The following is an 18,262-nucleotide window of genomic DNA, read 5'->3' as shown; positions in this document are numbered from 1 at the left end:
CAACAAGTACTGAATCTTTGGTGACATACTAACTATATGGATAGCAATGCAGGTAAGAAAGGTGCGCGCCCAAGAACCGACAAAGTTGTCCAAGACTGGTCAACGTCGTGCACAGCTGAAATAACAGTCGCGATACTCGGAGGCGCCTGGAAACCAACCATCCTCCACGAACTCGAACAACACGCTGTTCTCCGATTCGGAGAACTCAGTCGAATGGTCGGCGGGCCCTCGCCTCGCGTACTTACCAAGCAGCTACGCGAACTGGAACACGATGGATTAATATCCCGGACCGTCTACCCCGAAGTTCCACCCCGCGTCGAATACCAACTCACCGATGTCGGAAAGTCCGCCCAGACCCTCCTACAATCCATGACCGACTGGGGCCGGCAATACTCGCAATGGCATACTTCGCGCGAAACCTGACTTCCGATAACCGCATACCTACACCGACTAAAACAGCGTCAGCGCTCGCGCTAGCTCCGGCTCGGCGACTACCGGCTTGGCTGGCACCGCGCGGTCCCGATTCGCCCCCGCGAGCCCGTGTTTAGCCACCAACGGGCCCATCCGCTCGCGCAACCAGCGCGAATACTCGGGGTTCACATACGCGCCTCGGCCATAGAGGCTCCGATAGCGCTTGATCAGCGCCGGATGCTCCTGTGCCACCCACGACAGAAACCAGTCTTTAGTCGCGCCGCGCAGATGCATCGGAAACGCCGTCACCCCGACGGCTCCGGCATCGGCGAGCTCGCCGAGTAGCGAATCGAGCACCGGGATGCCGTCGGTCAAGAACGGAATCACCGGTGCCACCATGACATGCGGAGCGAACCCGGAATCGGCGATGGCGCGGATCAAATTCAACCGGGCCGCCGAACTCGGCGTGCCCGGCTCGATCTGCTTCTGCAGTAACCGCGCCCCCTCATCGGCTGCCGTGAATGCGAGCGACACGGAAATATCCACCCGCACCTGACTCGCGGCCTGACGAAGAAGCGGCAGATCCCGGTGCAATAACGTGCCCTTGGTGAGGATCGACATCGGCGTATACGCCTGGGTCAGCGCCCCGATTACGCCCGGCATCAGGCGATAGCGCCCTTCCGCCCGCTGATAAGGGTCGGTGTTGGTACCCAGCGCGACGACGTCGCGCTGCCACGAGCGGCGCCGAAGTTCCTTACGCAATACCGCGGCGGCGTTGAGCTTCACCACTACCTGCGAGTCAAAATCCGCCCCGGCATCGAGGTCGAGATATTCGTGGGTCGGTCGCGCGAAACAATACCGGCACGCATGAGTACAGCCGCGAAAAGTGTTGACGGTGAAGCGAAACGGAAGCGCCGCGTTCTCCGGAACTTTGTTCAGGATAGATTTGCACGCCACCTCGTGGAACGTGACTCCTTCGAATTCCGGTGTCTGCACCGAGCGCACCAAACCCGCTCGATCCAGCCCCGGAAGGGCACCATCGGATGCTTCGATCATCTGTTCGGACCATCGCACGCCTGTATGCGAACACATGTTCGACATACTTGTCAATATCTACCCCGCTTCCACCCGCTATCATCGGCATATGCCCCCAACCGCGCAGCGCCCCGCTGCAGGCCCGGATTACCTGGTCGCCGGTCGTTACCGCCTCCGATCCCGCATCGGTGGCGGCGGCATGGGCACCGTATGGCTGGCCAAAGATCAACTCCTCGACCGCGAAGTCGCCGTCAAACAGGTCATCTCGACCGAAGGCATGAGCGACGAGACCGCCGACAATATGCGTCAGCGCGCTATGCGCGAAGGACGTATCGCGGCAAAACTGGCTCACCGCAACGCGATTGCCATGCACGACGTCGCGCTCGACGGTGGCTCTCCGTGGCTCGTGATGGAGTATCTACCCTCACGTAGTGTCGCGCAGATCTTGCACGCCGTCGGCACCCTCGACATCGCCCAGGCCGCGCAGATTGGTGCACAGGTTGCCGACGCGATGACCGAGGCTCACGAGTCAGGCATTGTGCACCGCGATATCAAGCCCGGAAATATCTTGATCTCCAGTGCTCCGCGCAGCGCGGGGCTGGTGAAAATCACCGATTTCGGCATCTCCCGCGCCAAGGACGATGTCAACCTCACCCAGACCGGGATGATCACCGGAACTCCCGCCTACTTCGCACCCGAGGTGGCCCGTGGCGCCGAACCGACCGAGGCGTCGGATGTGTACTCGCTCGGCGCGACGGTGTACACGATGGTCGAGGGGCAACCACCGTTCGGTGTCGACGACAACGCATTAGTCTTGCTGCACAAGGTCGCTCGTGCGCAGATCAATCCGATGCGCCGGGCCGGCGTTCTCGAATCGGTACTATTGCATCTACTCGAACCGAGCCCGGCCAACCGCCCGACGATGGCGCAGGCCAGGGACGAACTCGCCGCCGTCGCCGCAGGTTCACATGCCACCACCGAGCAGATTTTGACCCGTCCGCTGTCGAAACCCGATGGCGGAGTTCCATTGTGGGTCTTGCGAACTCCCCCGGCAACACGCGGCGGAGCGACCGGCAACTACCCGCCGGTCCGACAGTCGTCGAGCCGGACAACACCGCCAACACCACCGCTGCCGTCGAGTCCAAGCTTTGCTCCAACAGCAACTCCGCAGCCGTATTCCGCTGGTGCACAGTCATTTTCGGGAAAGTCTTACCCTCAGGCCAGCGGTCAGTCACACCTGTACAGCTCACCGCCGACGTCGAATCCCTATCAGCCGCAACCATCGTCGCGACAAACATCCCCAGCCGCGCTGGCGATAACCGTACTGCTGTTCTTCGCCGTGCTGGCCGCTATCGGGGTGCTGGTCGTGTTGATGGTGCGGTAGCCCCCGAAAACAGCACACAAAAGACCTACCGAGGGCAGCTCGCCCTCGGTAGCGGCTATCCGTGCGGCTTTCGGGAGCGGGGTCGACGACTCAGCCGATATGCCGCGTAGCCGCCCACCTCGTCAATGCGTTCCGATTGGACTGCTGCGTCTTACGGAGGACGTTCGACGCATGTGTCTCAACGGTTTTGATGGAGATGAACAGTTCTTCGGCGATCTCACGATAGGTGTAGCCGCGCGCCAACAGCCGCAACACCTCCAACTCGCGGCGGGTCAGCGAATCCAGTTCAGGATCTAAGGGCGGCTCTCCAACCGCTGACTTGCCGGTGAACGAATCCAACACAAATCCGGCGAGCCGTGGGCTGAAAACCGCGTCTCCCTCGGCGACGCGGCGCACCGCATCGGCCAGGCCATGACCGTCGATGGTCTTGGTGACATAACCGCGTGCCCCGGCCCGGATCGTCGCGATGACGTCTTCGGCGGCATCGGATACTGACAACGCAAGGAAGACCGGTGCATCCCCACCAAGTCGGTCAGTTACGCCACGCAGCACCGACACCCCGCCGCCATCGGGCATATGGACGTCGAGTAGAACGACGTCAGGGCGAGTCGCGTTGATCCCCTCCACCGCCTGCGCGACGGTCCCCGCCTCGCCAACGACGAGAAGCCCTGGCTCACCGGATAATTCGGCTCGCACACCGGAGCGGAACACACCATGGTCGTCAACCAGGAAGACACGATACCCACGTGCCGCCGATGCTTCCGATTCACTAGTCACGTGAAAGTCATCCTCGCTCAGTAGATTTCTGCGGTTCGTGGACCGCATTCTTTTTGGTGCTCTTGTCAACTCGATTATCCGCGTCGCGCGGCATCCGCATCCCGATGTTGGTGCCACGCTCTGGCGACGACGTGATCGTCACGACACCCCCCGCGCGGTCGATCCGGCCCTTGATCGAACCAGCTATGCCTTGCCGGTCTTCGGCGACAGCGTCAACGTCGAATCCGGTACCGCGGTCGCGCACAAAGACTTCCACTTGCTCGTCTTCGATTTCACAGTACATATCGACTTTACGTTGCCCGGAATGCTTGGCAGCGTTGACCAACGCTTCTCGACTGGCCGCGACCAACGCGTTCCACCGCCGATCACCTGCCGGATCCAAGTCACCGACGCTCACCACGTCGACGTCGATGTCGTAGGTGTCTTCGACCTCTGCCGCAATGGATTTCAGCGCTCCGGACAGTGAATCCACCCGACCGCGGGTGTCACCGAGCAACCAACCGCGCAACTCGCGTTCTTGACGCCGGGCAAGACGTGCTACCTCGTCCGGACGGTCCGACCGCTTCTGAATAAGGGCAAGGGTCTGCAGCACCGAATCGTGTAGATGTGACGCGATCTCCTCGCGTTCGGCGATGCGAATCGCTGCCGCGCGCTCCTCATTGAGCGCCCGCCACAACCTCATCCAGAGTGGAACCGTAAGCAGCACAACACCTATCAAGGTTGCGATGACGGCAACGATCGTTGAGTTGAGGCCACCGAACGAAATATCACCGGCCCACACGACAACAGCCAGGCCCCCGATCACCAAGACAGCGCCGCCGACCAGTCGGCTCCACGTGAGCAGCAAACTCCGCGGCGCCGTGCGGGATTTGTCGAATTCACGCCACACCAAGCTGGCACCGATAGCGATGACCACCAACGGAACCAGTTGCGCGGCAGGGGTACCCGACGCGACGAACCCGACGAGGAACGCGGCAACCAACCCGAGCACCGCTAGGCCGTATGCCTGCTGACGTTCACGTTGCGATGGCGGCGCGGTGTCATTGCCCTGGGGACAGAAGAACCACAACAACGCATATGCCATCACGCCCGCACCAGCAAGTGCCGCGAATACCACGAAGACCACCCGCACGCGGAACACGTCGATACCGAAATAGTCGGCGATACCGCCGGCGACGCCGGCGACGACTCGACCGCCGTCGCGCCGATATACCTTCGGCGGCGACGGCTGCTCAGGCAGCACGGGCAGGGAACGACTCACACTATCGATACTGGCACGTCCGGCCCGTACTTCCCATCGGGGAACACACCTGCGCGATCGCGGAGATCTCCAGGCAAAACTCAGGGTGATACCCGATTGGCCCGCCGCACCCGCCGCAGCAGGATTGTTGACATGGACACCAAGCAGGCAGGGCGTGCGGAGCTACGGGAAACCGTCGAAGGATTGTGGTCGACACGACCCATCCGGCCGGCCACCGGCCGGACAGTCGCCGGCGTCTGCGTCGGCATCGGAAACCGTTATCGAGTCGATCCGACGCTGGTCAAGGTCGCCTTCGTCGTCGCCGCCATGTTCGGCGGCAGCGGCATTCTGGTCTACATCGCGGCCTGGCTGGTACTACCGTCGCAACGTCGCCTGACCGGTGCGTCCGCGCAAGCAGCGACGGCGCAATGGTACGCCGACCATGCGCACCTGCACTACGACCAGTGGCGTCGCGACCACGCACATTTGCAGATGCCGGCCCTCAACGGGCTGGCGCGTCACGGCCTACGGCGCGGACACGTCATCGGCCTAATAGTGCTCGCCGTCATTGCGGCCAGTTCGTTCGGCCCCAATTCAACATGGAGTTCAAGCGGCCTAGTCGGCGTCGCACTGTTGGCGATCGGGTGGTGGCTATTGCATCGACGGACGCCGATTCCACCGGCGGGGACCAGTGTCGACACGTATCAGCGTGCGCTCACCCCGCCGACGGCTGACCCGAGTACTCCAATACCTGGCACCGAGTTCATCGCCGGAACGTCGGCTGCCCAGCCGCCAACCGATGCCACCGCCCCGAACGCTCCTACCACCGACTCCACCGAACACATCGACTTGAGCAAATCCGGTGGAGCCGCGCCGGCATCAACGCCGGCGGCCATTCCGCCTGTCGCGCAAGCAGTTCCACCGGCGTGGGATCCACTGGGAACGGCGCGATTCGCGTGGGATCTGCCCGAACCGGCGCCCCGGGCCGAGCTCGCCACGCAAACCAAACAACGTTCACCGGTGACCCTGGTGACCGTCGGAGTAGCGGTACTAACCGCCACCGGTGCGAGCGCGGCCGCATTGGCCGACGTCGAGTGGTTTACCCCAGCGCGCATCGCATCGCTGACGCTCGCGGTCCTGGGTATCGGCCTGGTCATCGGCGGTCTGCGCCGCACGACCGGCAAACACGCGCCCGGCTTGGTGCCGTTGGCGATCCTCGCGATGGCTGCTGTCATCGGGCTCAGTTCGTCGGCCGGTATCTCGGTGCCATCGGGAGGCGTTGGTGAGCGGGTGTGGGCGCCAACGTCGGAGAACGGCCTCGATGAGTCGTACACCCTGAGCGTGGGCAGCCAAACGCTCGACCTGCGCTCGGTCACGTTGACCAAGGACCGAAAGGTGAATGTGCACACCGGAATTGGGGAGATCATTATCCGTGTGCCCACAGCGATGTCGGTCAAGTCCACCTGCGAAGCCGGCGTCGGGAGCGTGCAGTGCCCAACCGGATTGAGTGGTCCGGCCAATAGACCCGTACTGCAGCTGAACGCACATACCGGCATGGGACAAGTGAGGATGATCCGTGAGTGAGCACGAGACCGAGCAGCGGCCACGACGCGCACCTGCGCTGATCCTCATCGGCTTGATTGCCTTGGGAGTTTCCGGCTGGGGACTCTCCGGCGGCACATCACTACCCGACTCGATTAGTCCGGTGTGGGTGCTCGTCGGGCTCGCCGTGGTTGTCGGCGTCGGGTTGATCGTGCTCGGCGCGCGCTCTGGATCCTCCGGCGACTAACCCGCCGCCGACCGCGCCCGTCGGGCGTTGTCCAAGTCCGCGAAAAGCTGCTCGAGCGTCGACAACGGTTGTGCGCAGTGCGGACAGCGGATCGCGTAGCCGGGTCGCCATGGCGTCCCACGCGCGCCCACGTCCGTGCGCCCGACAATCGGCAATAGCCTTGCACGCCAACGACATCGAGCAGAACAGAAGCGTCGATCGGTCATGGCGGGCCACCTTTCGTCAGGTTACGGCTGCGAACATGGTCTAAGTGTGACCCCTGATAGTCCGCAAGAACACGGGTGATCCACTACCCGAATGACGGAAGTCTCCACTCGATCTTCCGTGCCTCGTAAAGGCCACCGACAATCGTCGATCTCGTATCACTTGCGGACAATGCCTTGCACAGGTATACATGTTTCACAACTTGTTGTGCAGGGAGGCAAACACATGGCGTGGGGCAAGAAAGTTCTCGTAGCGGCCAGTACGGCAGCGGTCGCTGCGACGTGCGTGGCTACACACGCGGCGGCGGACACGATCAAATTACCGGGGCACCAACGGGTCTGGACGACAGATGATGGATGGCGAGCCACCGTCTCTGCCGATAAAGAGCAGATCTTGCGAGTGCAGCCCTTAACGGCCTCGGGGTTCACGCGGGAGGCATATGTCACCCTTCGAGCCCGGGCGGGGATCGCGCGGGCCACCGCCCCGAAACCTGGCGCGAAGATCACCGCGACGTTGGAGTCCGGCTACCAAATCGGCTGTATGGCCTCGATGAACGAGGTAACGCCGAGCCTCGGTGGAAGTTTTGGGTTGAGCGGAACGGGTGGCTCGCAGGGACTGCCCGTCGTGCTCTTCAACCCCCAGGCATTGGTCCAGCCGGGAATTTCGGTCTCACTTTCGCCCGGCAAGTCAATCATCGTGTCTCTTGGCAAGAAGCCGCTCGAATCGGCCAAGACCAGCGTGACCGTCCGCTCGGGACATATCACCGTCGATGGCTGCATCGGCACGGCGAATATCCGCAGCTTCTCGGTTCTATCGATTAGAACCACGGAGGTCGACGATCAGAACGCCGTCTACGGGCGTGTCGCCCGACTCTGAAATTCCGATTCGCCGATAACCGCGGTCGATAACTCAGAGCCGCTCACCGAAACCTCGAGGACTCCCCTCGCGGAAATACAAAACGCACCAGCGTTTTTGTACCCCAACAAAAAAAGGAAACGAATCACATGAAGATGTGGGAAATCGAAGACCAGATCAACGGCCGGGGTGTCCAGCCCGTCGCGCCGTCGTTCAGCAATGCCGGTTCGCTCGCCAACGCGATTCCGCAGCGAACCGCGCTGTCCGATGCGGCGGCGACACTGTCGATGTCATGTTCGCTGGCCAGCATGATGGCCTCCTGCATGTCGTTCAACCGCAACAGTCGAAGCGTCGGCGGCTACTGAGTAGACCGACTCGACTACGGGAAGCAGGCATGACAAATAGCTACTCGACTTCGCGACTACTAGCGGGCGTGGCTCGCATAGTCGATGGCTGCGCAGGTCTGCGAGCACATAAGGCCTATCGGCGTACCGGACTCCTCGCAGGACGGTACGCCGATAGTCACCCCGACATCAGCGACCGATGGCCGCGGCTCACCGCGACCATTGACGCTCCGGCTACAGCTATCACTGCCGAGGCTCTGCGGACACTGGTCGGCATCGGAATGTGTATCAACGCGCAGGATTACCGTCGGCAAGGCCTGCTCGCCGCGGTCGATATCGGGGTGGGCCGCATGCTCACCGCCCGGTCGAATTTCGGTCGCGAGGGTGCCGACGACATGATGGATACGCTGTCGATGCTGGCATTACTCAGCGCCGGGGAGCGCGACGCCGAGTCGGCACATACAGCCTATTTGAAGGCCGTCAACGTTCAACTCACTCTCGCATATGTGATGGCCGGACTGGCAAAGATTGTGTCATATGAGTGGAATAGCGGCGAAGCCATTCGGATGGTCATGAGTACCGAGTCCTTCGGCGATCCCAAGCTATATTCATGGCTAACCGATCATCGCGAGGCCGGAAAATTCATCACGCGGGCGGTCGCCGTCGCCGAGCTCCTCTACCCGTTAATCTACCTAGTCCCCAATCGGCATGCCGCACGGACTCTCGCTATCGGCGGTATGGGGTTTCATTTGTTCGCGGCGGCCAAGATGTCGTTGCCCCAGTTCGTCTATGCCTTCGGGGCCGCATACCCCGCAGTGTTCTGGGCAATATCGCGACGCCACAACGCTAAACGATCGGTCCTTCGATGACGCCGATTGCGGTATCCTCACCAAGTCGAGCATCGTATTGCCGGCTCACACCTATGCCAGCCGAGAAGCCTATCGCGGTATTAGTACTGGAATCCGACATAGGCGAAGCACCCGAGTACTGGCAACTTCTAGTTGATCAATTGACTGAAGAAGGCATCTTTTGCCTCGTGCACATCCGTTCCGGATATATGTGGCGGCCCACCGGCGATGCCAACGTAGTTGAACTAGAGGTTGCCGCACGGTTGGCGATCGAAACCGAACGCCTGATCTACCTGGCACATTCGCTCGGCGCGCCGATGGCGATGCTCAATGGCACATTCCGGCAGCTGGGCCGCGTAGCCGACGCCGTCATCCTGCTCGACCCGGTCACGCCGCAGATGATCTCCGAACTCCGATCCAACGAATTCGAATTGGGCAGGATGCGTCGTGCTCTAGATATTTCGGTGCTGTCAGTGGGTTTGGGGATGAGCCGTTTCGCCGACCCGATCGAACGCGCCTACCTGTGGTACCCAAACCAGGTTCGGCAGCGTTGTAAGGCATTTCGCCACAACCTGCGCAACGCGCTGAACGCACGGCGTGAATTCAATTTCGTCGTCAAACACGATTTGCTGATCGAGCCGATCCGTCCGCCGATGTCAGCGCTCCTAATCCATTCCGAGTTCGCATTTCCCAATTCCGCTGGTTACGCCGACCAGCAGCGGCGGTTCGCGGAAAGTCTTGAGATCGAGGGATCGGCGATAGTGAGACTGGAGGCCGCACGTCTCAAAGCAACTCTGACATCGATGAGCGCGCTCAGCAATGTTGTGTCTTCCATCGTCGAATTCACCAATCCTTCCCACGGGCGACAGGATCTTCATGAATAAAGAAATCGTCGCAATCGGGTCGCGGATAGTCCAGTGGGTGTGGATCGCGGGCACGCTGATTTTCAATATGCCGGGCGATCAAAATAAACTGCAACGCTCCTTCAAACGTGTCGGTTTATCGCTGCCCACCTGGAAGTTCTTCGCGCCGACACCTGCGACGACCGACCTAATTATCATGTACCGCGATCTGAGTCGCGCTCGCGACGACGCCACGGAATGGAAAGCCGTCGATATTCATCGTGATCGCGGAAGCGACATCGTATGGCCACCGCCCGGGCGCGACCGTAAAGCTTATGTCGATCTCGCGCAGGAACTCCGCACGGTGTGCACCGAACTCGATAATGCCGTTCCGGCCATCCGGGAAATGCCTATATACGCGCTCACCGTTCACTATCTGCGGAACCTTTCCCCATTGTCCCATACGTCAGAGATAAGGGAGTTTATGATCGTCGAAGCCCATTCCAGCATCGATACACCGTCGGCGGTACCGATATTTATCTCCGATAGCTTCGAACTCACGCCCCGCGCGGCGACGACACCTAATCGATTCGAGACAAGGCCGGTGTCCGAATGAACGGAAAGGAGTTCCGCGGTCCACTGCTGATAGCGGTAATGGGTATCGCACCCTGGACCATCGTCGTATGCTTCTGGCTGGTCAAGGCGTGGACAGCGGACTCATTCAATAGCTGGACGCAGGTTGTGACAGTGGGCGTGGGAAGCATTCTGATTCTCGCGGTCATCTCGATTCCACCAGGGTGGGTCTACGGAGAGCGCCTCGTGGTCACACTGCGATGTGGGGTTATTCTCGCGCTATCGGTATCGGTGATTCGAGTGTGGAGTGACCACTCAGATCGCCTCACGTTGCTGTCCTTCGCCATCGGTATAGGCATCTTGGTGGTGATTGTCCGCTTTGTCACCCAGTCGACGGGAACGGCGGTAGTGGACTTGCGCCATCCAGTGCCGGCCACGTTATTCGCGAATCAAGCGGGCCGATTCGGTAATCATCACAAGTCGGTGATCGCCCAGCGATGGGCGGCGGACCTATCGGCGTTAGGCCCGGGCGGCCGACGAGCATCGACGATCGTCGCGACCCGCGCCGAACAATGCGTCATCTTCGATCTCGCCGTCTATGCGCCATGTAACGGCGTCGTCGTCGACTGTGCCGACGGTCGCTCGGACAATATCGACTTAACCACCTCGCCCCGCTATTCCGACGGTCGCGGAAACTTCATCTCTATCGCTACCGACGATGTAACAGTCCTGATGGCTCATCTCAGACGCGGTTCCGTTGCCGTAAATACTGGCGATCAAGTAACCGCCGGCCAAGTGGTGGCCCGGGTCGGCAACTCCGGCCGCACCTCGGAGCCTCATCTGCACCTGCACTGTGAAATCGACGGCAGAGGGGTGCCATTCACCATCGACGGGCAGAAGTTGTTTCGAGGCGTGAGGCTGAACCAACGGTGAGCCGCTCCGGTCGCACCCGTCCCGCGTTGCACCGCAGCCTCATCGCTATCGGCAGGTTGTGTTTCGACCGTCGTTTGTCGGCACTGGCACTCGCGATCATCATGCTGCAATCGGCCGGAATCGCGTTCGAACTGATTCTGCCCATCATGTATGGCCGCCTAATTGACGGTGGCCTACTCACCGGCGACGCATCGCACGCCCTGATCATCGGTCTCGAAATGGTTTGCGCGGTAGGCGCTCAGGCGCTACTCGCCTATCTTGCCATCCGGCTCATCGCGCAAGTCACCATCGCAATCGGCACTACTCTGCGGCGCAGACTGATCGAAGTGGTCGTCGCGGGCAGCGAGGACGTCGCCGATATCGAAGCCGGTGGAATAGTGACGCGAACGACCCGCGACGTTATGCAGATCCAGGCGTTACTGTCGACTGCTCTTGGCCCCTGGTACCTATCCATCGCGATCACCGTTTTCGGCCTGTCGACACTATTCGTCATCGCGCCGGCGGCAGCACCGTATGCCCTCGCCATCCTGGTCGGATACGCAGTTCTCGGATTCGTCTACGTGCGGCGACTCGGCCCTGGTGTCGTGCGGATTATGGCGTTGAAGGACCGGATAAACACCATCTATTCCGACCGGATCCGCGGTAGTGAGAGTCTCCGGGCGATGCCTCATGTCAAGGCCGTCACCGACCCGTTCACCGGAACCAACCGCTCGCTGCGCGACATCGAAGTGAACCTGGGTAAGACGATGGCGATGATGGCACCGACGACGACCATCATCACCACGACCGGCGCTATCGCCATCGTCTCGGTCGGAGCCATCTCCGTCGACAGCGGCGCGATGCAGATTGGTCAACTGTCGGCGGCACTCACCATCTTCTTCCAGGCCGCTGTCGGCCTCACGCTACTGCTTCTGAGCGCACTGTCATTGCCCCTGAACCTGGCAAGCGTCGACCGTCTTCACGACGTGCTGGGCGCCGCCACCGCCGGGCCACCAACCGAAGCCCGGCCCCTGGGCCAAGGGCACGACTGTTCATTGTCTGTCAAAAACCTCGCTGTCATCGACCGCGCTAGTGGCCGGCGGGTCCTCGACATTCCCACCCTGCGGGTCGAGGCGGGCAGCCGCGTGGGAGTTACCGGTCCGACCGGCGCTGGAAAGTCTGTGTTGGCGCGGGCAATCGCCGGACTTATCTCACCTGACGACGGACGGATCGCCATAACACAAAGTGCCGCAACCGAATCCATAGAGCCGCTGTCCGTCTGCGGTTATCAAGGACAAGATCCATACCTCGCGACCGGAACGATCCGATCGAATCTATTTCGCGATGGTGATGCCGAGCAGACGTTCGGGGGAATGGCGAAGGCACTGCGTGTCGCCGCGATCGACGGCCTGGTTCGTCGACGCGGACTCGACTCACCGGTCACCGGCGGTGGCGAGGAGTTCTCGGTTGGTGAACGCCAACGTCTCGCCCTGGCCGTGGCGTTGTTGCATTCGCGAGGTCTGGTGGTGCTCGACGATCCCATCTCGGCTGTCGATCCCACTACCCGCACACAGATTCTTGACGGACTGTTCACCGAGGACCACGGCACGGTCATTATCACCACGACCGACACCGACATCCTCTCGCGATGCGACCACGTCGTGTATTTGCGGTACGGCCTGCTCATCGACGTCGGCCCACACCGAGCGCTGATGGAAAGGCACTACGACTATCGCCTTTTGGTGGCCGACGACCACGAAACCGACAACGCCGAAGGGGTGACACCCGGATGAGTACTCCAGCCGAGAAGCCGGACGACGCTGGCATCAGAACGCTGCTCGCCATCACCGGTCCCGGTGTCCGCGGCTTTCGATGGCGTGTCACGCTGGTCCTCACACTGTCGGTGAGTCTCGTCGGCTCCTCGGTCGTCGTTCCGTATCTACTCGGCACCGCCACTGACGCGGTCATTCGTAGTCTCTCGACGGGCGAGCTGAGGGGTCGCGACCTCGCCGTCCCGCTCAGCGGAGTTGCGGTGGTAGCGCTTATCAGTGCCGCCATCAGCTACACGCGCGATCGGCAACTTATTAAGCTGACCGAGGATTGGGACAGTTCGGTGCGAGCACGAATTGTCGCGATCCTCAACCGATCACCGGGTGGCCTCGACGAGATGGTGCCGGGCGACCTCTTGTCGCGCTGCGTCAACGATCTCGACGCACTCACGCGTACCGCATCCATGTCGTTGTCAGCAGCGGCAACGGCCATCGTCTCGATTCTCGGATCGCTGGCCGTCATGCTGTGGTTCGACGTTTGGTTCCCACTCGTGGCGATCGGAACGCTTATCGCGGTCGCCGCCGTCGGCCGACTGTTGGCGAAGCGGGCGCGACCCTATTTCGAGCAACAGATGCAGGAATACGGAAGCCTCACAGGCGTGGTCCTCGACGCCTACATCGGGCGGGATGTCTATCGCTCCGGACACAACTCGGCGGGGCTGCTCACCCAACTCGCCGACGTCGACGAGGGGCTATCGGCGAGTACTTTCCATTCCACCCGGCTCGCGGGTGCCGCCGGTCCCGCATCATCGATACTCGAAAGCATCGGGTTTGTGTTCGTCGTGGTGATCGGCGCGTTCCGGATCGCGTCGGGGTCCCTGACCGTCGGCGAAGTACAGGCCACGATTCAGTACTACCGGCAGGCCACCAACCCGGTTGGAGTCCTCACCGACCTGCTCCATTCACTACAGCAAGCGGCCACTTCCGCGCGCCGCGTACTCGCGGTCCTGCGCGCCGGTGACTCAGCACCGACCGAGATCGCTTCGGGCGCAGTCGAATTGACGCCCGGCGCCCTGCCAGTTTCGTTCGACGAGGTCTTCTTCAGCTATGGCGACGACGCACCCGTACTCGAGGGATTCTCGATGCGTCTCGCCGCCGGATCGCACACCGCGCTCGTGGGACCAAGCGGTGCGGGCAAGAGCACGGCGATCCGGCTACTGCTCGGACTGCTGCACCCCACCACCGGGACGATTCAAATATCGGGGCAGAGTATCAGCGGTGTGGACCGCGACAGTCTCGCGGCGCGGGTCGCTGTGGTGCCACAGGTGCCGTGGGTATTCACCGGAACGGTAACCGAGAACATCAGATGTATGCGCCCGGACGTATCGGTCGAACGCGTTCGAGAGGTCGGTACCCGATGCGGCCTCGACGTCTATGTCGCGGCGTTGCCGGCCGGTTACGACACCGTGGTGTCGGCCGACGGTCGCGAACTTCCGGGCAACGCCCGCCGCCTGATCGGGATCGCCCGGGCCATTGCCGGGTCGCCGGGCCTGGTACTGATGGACGAGCCGACCGCGGGGATGGACCCGGTCTCGGCCGCCGGCATCGAAGCCCTGATCGCCGATCAGTTCTTAGACACGACAGTTCTCGTTGTGTCGCACCGCGATTCGACGATCGCGGCGCTGGATCGAGCGATTGTCCTCGACGATGGATACGCCGTCGAGAGGTGACACCGGGTCGTCGACCGGGTTATTCCCACTCGATGGTGCCTGGCGGCTTGCTCGTCACGTCGAGTACCACGCGGTTGACGTCGGGCACTTCGTTGGTGATCCGCGTCGAAATACGCTCCAGCGTCTCGTAGGGGACCCGAGTCCAGTCCGCGGTCATCGCATCTTCCGACGACACCGGCCGCAGCACGATCGGGTGGCCATAAGTACGACCGTCACCCTGCACTCCGACACTGCGCACGTCGGCGAGTAGCACCACCGGGCACTGCCAGATCTGACCGTCGAGCCCGGCCGCCGTCAATTCCTCGCGAGCGATGAGATCGGCCTTGCGTAGCAGGGCGAGGCGGTCAGCGGTGACCTCACCAACGATGCGAATAGCCAACCCGGGACCTGGGAAAGGTTGGCGCCCAACGATTTCCTCGGGCAAGCCAAGTTCACGTCCCACCGCCCGCACTTCATCCTTGAACAGCAGACGCAGCGGTTCGACGAGGGTGAATTCCAAATCATCGGGCAACCCGCCCACATTGTGGTGGCTCTTGATATTGGCGGTACCCGCCCCGCCGCCGGACTCCACGACGTCGGGGTACAGGGTGCCCTGCACCAAGAAGTCGATCTTCTCACCTGACTCGGCACTTTCGCCGAGTACATCACTCACCGCGCCCTCGAAGGAGCGGATGAATTCGCGACCGATGATCTTGCGCTTCTCCTCCGGATCGCTGACTCCGGCCAATTCGGAAAGGAACTTCTCCTCGGCGTCAACGGTCACCAGCCGCGCACCGGTCGACCCGACGAAGTCGTGCTGCACTTGCTCGCGCTCCCCCGCCCGCAACAGACCGTGATCGACAAATACACAGGTCAGACGATCGCCGATAGCTCGTTGCACCAGTGCGGCCGCAACCGCGGAATCCACACCGCCGGACAGACCGCAGATCGCTCGGCCATTACCGACCTGGTCGGACACCGCGTCGATCAGCGCATCGGCGATATTCGCCGGCGTCCAACTCGCCTCCAACCCAGCCACCTCGTAGAGGAACCGCGTCAGGACTTGCTGGCCGTGTGGGCTGTGCAAGACCTCGGGGTGATACTGCACGCCCGCCATCCGACGATCCAGATTCTCGAACGACGCGACCGGCGCGCCCGGCGTCGACCCGGTGACGGTGAACCCCTCTGGGGCTGACTGCACGGCGTCGTTGTGACTCATCCACACCGGCTGTTCGTCGGGCAGACCTTCATGTAGGACGCCAGAACCGTTGGGCGTCAACGTCGTTCGCCCGAATTCACGACCGCCGGTGTTGGCGACCGTGCCACCGAGCGCCTGCGCCATCGCCTGGAATCCGTAGCAGATACCGAAAACGGGGATGTCGAGGTCGAGGATCGCGGGATTGAGCGTCGCGGCGTCGTCGGCGAAGACCGACGCGGGGCCACCCGACAAAACCAGCGCCACCGGATTCTTAGCCCGGAACTCCTCGATCGGCGCGTCATGCGCGATAACTTCGGAGAAAATCCGCGCCTCGCGCACCCTTCGCGCGATGAGTTGCGCGTACTGCGCACCAAAGTCGACGACCAGGACTGGACGGGGCGCGCCGGACAGGTCAGCGGCGAAAGTGTCTGTCACAGTGGCAAGTCTAGTGGGGCTAGATTGCGCGGCGATGACGACCCGCAGGTTTCGCGACGACGTCGCGTAGCTAGCCGGTGGCGCGAACGTCTTTCGACTCTTGCGCCTTGTCTTCGGATGCTGCCTTACGGACCGCGGTCTTCGCCGGGACCGTTGGCATCGGCAGAATCAGCGCACCGGGGGCATCGGCCGGTACCACTGGCGATTTCGGCTCGACCGGCGCGATCCGCTGATATTCCACGCCCTGCTGCGGCCGGGTGTCGGCCTCACCCTTGTTCGGCCACATCGCCGCCGCCCGCTCGGCCTGCGCGCAGATCGAAAGTGAGGGATTCACACCGAGATTCGCGGTGATCGACGCACCATCGACGACGTAAAGCGTCGGGTAGTTCCACACTCGGTGATACGGATCGATGACACCCGACGTCGGATCGTCGGAGATCACGCAGCCGCCCAGGTAATGCGCGGTAAGCGGGATATTGAAGATGTCGCCCCAGGTTCCGCCGGCGATCCCGCCGTCGAGCTTGTCCGCGATACGACGTGTCGCCTCGTTGCCAGCCGGAATCCACGTCGGGTTCGGTTCGCCATGCCCCTGCTTGGATGTGACGTATTTGAACGGACCTCGTTTGCGAACGAACGTGGTCAGCGAATTATTCGTCGACTGCATCACCAGCGCGATGACGGTCCGTTCACTCCACTTGCGTACAAGGATCAGTCGAACAAGTAGGAACGGATTCTGGACGATCTGGCGCACCAACTGACCGAACCGTTCCCGCCGCGATCCACCGTCGGTGAGCGCGGTCTGCAAATACGCCATCGCGTTGGACCCCTTGCCGTAGCGCACCGGCTCGATGTGGGTATTGGGTTCGGGATGGAACGACGACGTGATCGCGATGCCGCGCGAAAAGTCATGTGCTGGATCGGCTTTGCGTGACATCGCACCGAGAATCGATTCGGAATTGGTCCGCGTCAGCACTCCCATGGCATCGGAAATCATCGGCAACGTCGATTCCTTTGCCGCGTGCATCAGCTTCTGAGTATTGAACGTGCCGGCGGCCATCACGACATGATCGGCCGTGAACGTCTGCGGCCGCTTGCCAAGTGGCCCCCACGCCGATGACCCAACGGTGTCGACTTCCCAACCGCCACTTGATGTTTGACGAACCTGCGTCACCGTGGTCCGCGGGTGGATGGTTGCCCCCTTCGACTCCGCGAGGCCGAGGTAGTTCTTCATCAGAGTGTTCTTGGCGCCCACTCGGCATCCGGTCATACACGCGCCGCACTCGGTGCAGGCCGTTCGCGTCGGACCCGCGCCGCCGAAATAGGGGTCGGATACGGTCTCGCCGGGTGCGCCCTGACCGCCGGTCTTCTTGCCGAAAAATACCCCGACCGGTGTCGAGACGAAGGTATCGCCCGCACCCATTTCGTCGGCGACCTCTTTCATCACGCGATCGGATTCGGTGAAGGTCGGGTTGGATACGACACCGAGCATCCGCCGCGCCTGGTCGTAGTACGGGGAGAGTTCGTCTTCCCAGTCGGTGATGTGGTTCCACTGCGGATCGGTGAAGAACGGCGTCGGGGGCTTGTAGAGAGTGTTCGCGTAATTTAGTGATCCGCCGCCCACTCCGGCGCCGGCCAGGATCATCACATCTTTGAGCAGATGGATCCGCTGGATGCCGAGGAGTCCGAGTTTGGGCGCCCACACAAACTTGCGCAGTCGCCAACTCGTCTTTGCGAACTGCCGGTCTTCGAAGCGACGTCCCGCCTCGATGACGCCAACCCGGTAACCCTTCTCTACCAGGCGCAACGCGGTGACACTGCCACCAAAACCGCTGCCGATAATGAGGACGTCATAGTGGCTGTTCGACATGGGGACATCGTACTGACGAGCAAGTCGCCCGGTAAGGCAGGCAACCCTAAGTCGACAATGAGCGTTGTCG

The 18,262-nt window shown here is 61.9% G+C and carries 17 protein-coding genes; 12 read left to right on the top strand and 5 right to left on the bottom strand.

Annotated elements, in window-relative coordinates; translation table 11 throughout:
• Positions 1-36 precede the first annotated feature (36 nt).
• Entirely contained in the window at positions 37-423 is a 387-nt protein-coding gene (locus tag GOEFS_RS16480; protein WP_040525306.1) for a winged helix-turn-helix transcriptional regulator, read from the top strand.
• A 27-nt stretch (positions 424-450) separates the two neighbouring features.
• On the opposite strand, the gene GOEFS_RS16475 is transcribed toward GOEFS_RS16480, so the two are convergent.
• A complete protein-coding gene (locus GOEFS_RS16475; RefSeq protein WP_040525305.1) occupies positions 451-1,485 on the bottom strand; it encodes an Rv2578c family radical SAM protein in 1,035 nt (344 codons plus the stop codon).
• Positions 1,486-1,555: 70 nt separating this feature from the next.
• Here GOEFS_RS16475 and GOEFS_RS16470 point away from each other — a divergent pair, with 70 nt between their 5' ends.
• On the top strand, positions 1,556-2,830 hold the full coding sequence (locus tag GOEFS_RS16470) for a serine/threonine-protein kinase (RefSeq protein ID WP_040525321.1): 1,275 nt from the start codon (positions 1,556-1,558) through the stop codon (positions 2,828-2,830).
• 90 nt (positions 2,831-2,920) lie between these two features.
• Here the strand turns inward: GOEFS_RS16470 and GOEFS_RS16465 are convergent, their stop codons facing one another.
• The gene (locus tag GOEFS_RS16465) at positions 2,921-3,607 is read right to left on the bottom strand and encodes a response regulator (RefSeq protein ID WP_007319069.1); all 687 of its coding nucleotides are present in this window, start codon (positions 3,605-3,607) and stop codon (positions 2,921-2,923) included.
• Positions 3,608-3,614: 7 nt separating this feature from the next.
• Positions 3,615-4,868 (bottom strand): ATP-binding protein, encoded by a 1,254-nt coding sequence (locus GOEFS_RS16460; protein ID WP_007319068.1) that lies wholly within the window; start codon positions 4,866-4,868, stop codon positions 3,615-3,617.
• 132 nt (positions 4,869-5,000) lie between these two features.
• Here GOEFS_RS16460 and GOEFS_RS16455 point away from each other — a divergent pair, with 132 nt between their 5' ends.
• From GOEFS_RS16455 to GOEFS_RS16410, 10 genes are all read left to right on the top strand, one after another.
• Positions 5,001-6,431, top strand: a complete 1,431-nt coding sequence (locus GOEFS_RS16455) for a PspC domain-containing protein (RefSeq protein WP_007319067.1) — start codon at positions 5,001-5,003, stop codon at positions 6,429-6,431.
• Positions 6,424-6,636, top strand: coding sequence for a hypothetical protein (locus GOEFS_RS16450; RefSeq protein WP_007319066.1), 213 nt, complete (start codon positions 6,424-6,426; stop codon positions 6,634-6,636). The genes GOEFS_RS16455 and GOEFS_RS16450 overlap by 8 nt, the downstream gene beginning before the upstream one ends.
• Positions 6,637-7,065: 429 nt before the next feature.
• Entirely contained in the window at positions 7,066-7,716 is a 651-nt protein-coding gene (locus GOEFS_RS16445) for an MspA family porin (RefSeq protein WP_007319065.1), read from the top strand.
• Between the two features lie 128 nt (positions 7,717-7,844).
• Positions 7,845-8,060: a hypothetical protein gene (locus tag GOEFS_RS16440; protein ID WP_007319064.1), complete on the top strand. Its 216-nt coding sequence runs from the start codon at positions 7,845-7,847 to the stop codon at positions 8,058-8,060.
• Positions 8,061-8,089: 29 nt separating this feature from the next.
• Positions 8,090-8,908: an HTTM domain-containing protein gene (locus GOEFS_RS16435; protein WP_007319063.1), complete on the top strand. Its 819-nt coding sequence runs from the start codon at positions 8,090-8,092 to the stop codon at positions 8,906-8,908.
• Positions 8,909-8,961: 53 nt separating this feature from the next.
• Positions 8,962-9,771 carry an alpha/beta fold hydrolase gene (locus GOEFS_RS16430; protein WP_007319062.1) on the top strand — a complete coding sequence of 270 codons (810 nt, stop codon included), beginning with the start codon at positions 8,962-8,964 and terminating at the stop codon, positions 9,769-9,771.
• A 37-nt stretch (positions 9,772-9,808) separates the two neighbouring features.
• Positions 9,809-10,345, top strand: a complete 537-nt coding sequence (locus tag GOEFS_RS16425; protein WP_245549877.1) for a hypothetical protein — start codon at positions 9,809-9,811, stop codon at positions 10,343-10,345.
• On the top strand, positions 10,342-11,235 hold the full coding sequence (locus GOEFS_RS16420; protein WP_007319060.1) for a M23 family metallopeptidase: 894 nt from the start codon (positions 10,342-10,344) through the stop codon (positions 11,233-11,235). The genes GOEFS_RS16425 and GOEFS_RS16420 overlap by 4 nt, the downstream gene beginning before the upstream one ends.
• Positions 11,232-13,007 carry an ABC transporter transmembrane domain-containing protein gene (locus GOEFS_RS16415; RefSeq protein WP_007319059.1) on the top strand — a complete coding sequence of 592 codons (1,776 nt, stop codon included), beginning with the start codon at positions 11,232-11,234 and terminating at the stop codon, positions 13,005-13,007. Before GOEFS_RS16420 ends, GOEFS_RS16415 begins: the two co-directional genes overlap by 4 nt.
• A complete protein-coding gene (locus GOEFS_RS16410) occupies positions 13,004-14,713 on the top strand; it encodes an ABC transporter ATP-binding protein (RefSeq protein ID WP_007319058.1) in 1,710 nt (569 codons plus the stop codon). The genes GOEFS_RS16415 and GOEFS_RS16410 overlap by 4 nt, the downstream gene beginning before the upstream one ends.
• 19 nt (positions 14,714-14,732) lie before the next feature.
• On the opposite strand, the gene guaA is transcribed toward GOEFS_RS16410, so the two are convergent.
• Both guaA and GOEFS_RS16400 read right to left on the bottom strand, forming a co-directional pair.
• Positions 14,733-16,325 (bottom strand): glutamine-hydrolyzing GMP synthase, encoded by a 1,593-nt coding sequence (gene guaA, locus GOEFS_RS16405; protein WP_007319057.1) that lies wholly within the window; start codon positions 16,323-16,325, stop codon positions 14,733-14,735.
• Between the two features lie 70 nt (positions 16,326-16,395).
• Positions 16,396-18,192, bottom strand: coding sequence for a GMC oxidoreductase (locus GOEFS_RS16400; protein ID WP_007319056.1), 1,797 nt, complete (start codon positions 18,190-18,192; stop codon positions 16,396-16,398).
• Positions 18,193-18,262 lie beyond the last annotated feature (70 nt).

The sequence above is a fragment of the Gordonia effusa NBRC 100432 genome (assembly GCF_000241305.1).
GTDB classification, from domain to species: domain Bacteria; phylum Actinomycetota; class Actinomycetes; order Mycobacteriales; family Mycobacteriaceae; genus Gordonia; species Gordonia effusa.
Note: the sequence above shows the minus strand (reverse complement) of the source record. Positions and strands in the feature narration are given on the sequence as shown.

Excerpts from the sequence above, each read along its gene's own strand:
- GOEFS_RS16470 (WP_040525321.1), top strand. The coding sequence starts at position 1,556 with ATGCCCCCAACCGCGCAGCGCCCCGCTGCAGGCCCGGATTACCTGGTC.
- GOEFS_RS16480 (WP_040525306.1), top strand. The coding sequence starts at position 37 with ATGGATAGCAATGCAGGTAAGAAAGGTGCGCGCCCAAGAACCGACAAA.
- GOEFS_RS16430 (WP_007319062.1), top strand. The coding sequence starts at position 8,962 with ATGCCAGCCGAGAAGCCTATCGCGGTATTAGTACTGGAATCCGACATA.
- GOEFS_RS16420 (WP_007319060.1), top strand. The coding sequence starts at position 10,342 with ATGAACGGAAAGGAGTTCCGCGGTCCACTGCTGATAGCGGTAATGGGT.
- GOEFS_RS16410 (WP_007319058.1), top strand. The coding sequence starts at position 13,004 with ATGAGTACTCCAGCCGAGAAGCCGGACGACGCTGGCATCAGAACGCTG.
- GOEFS_RS16435 (WP_007319063.1), top strand. The coding sequence starts at position 8,090 with ATGACAAATAGCTACTCGACTTCGCGACTACTAGCGGGCGTGGCTCGC.
- GOEFS_RS16400 (WP_007319056.1), bottom strand. The coding sequence starts at position 18,192 with ATGTCGAACAGCCACTATGACGTCCTCATTATCGGCAGCGGTTTTGGT.
- GOEFS_RS16455 (WP_007319067.1), top strand. The coding sequence starts at position 5,001 with ATGGACACCAAGCAGGCAGGGCGTGCGGAGCTACGGGAAACCGTCGAA.
- GOEFS_RS16445 (WP_007319065.1), top strand. The coding sequence starts at position 7,066 with ATGGCGTGGGGCAAGAAAGTTCTCGTAGCGGCCAGTACGGCAGCGGTC.
- GOEFS_RS16440 (WP_007319064.1), top strand. The coding sequence starts at position 7,845 with ATGAAGATGTGGGAAATCGAAGACCAGATCAACGGCCGGGGTGTCCAG.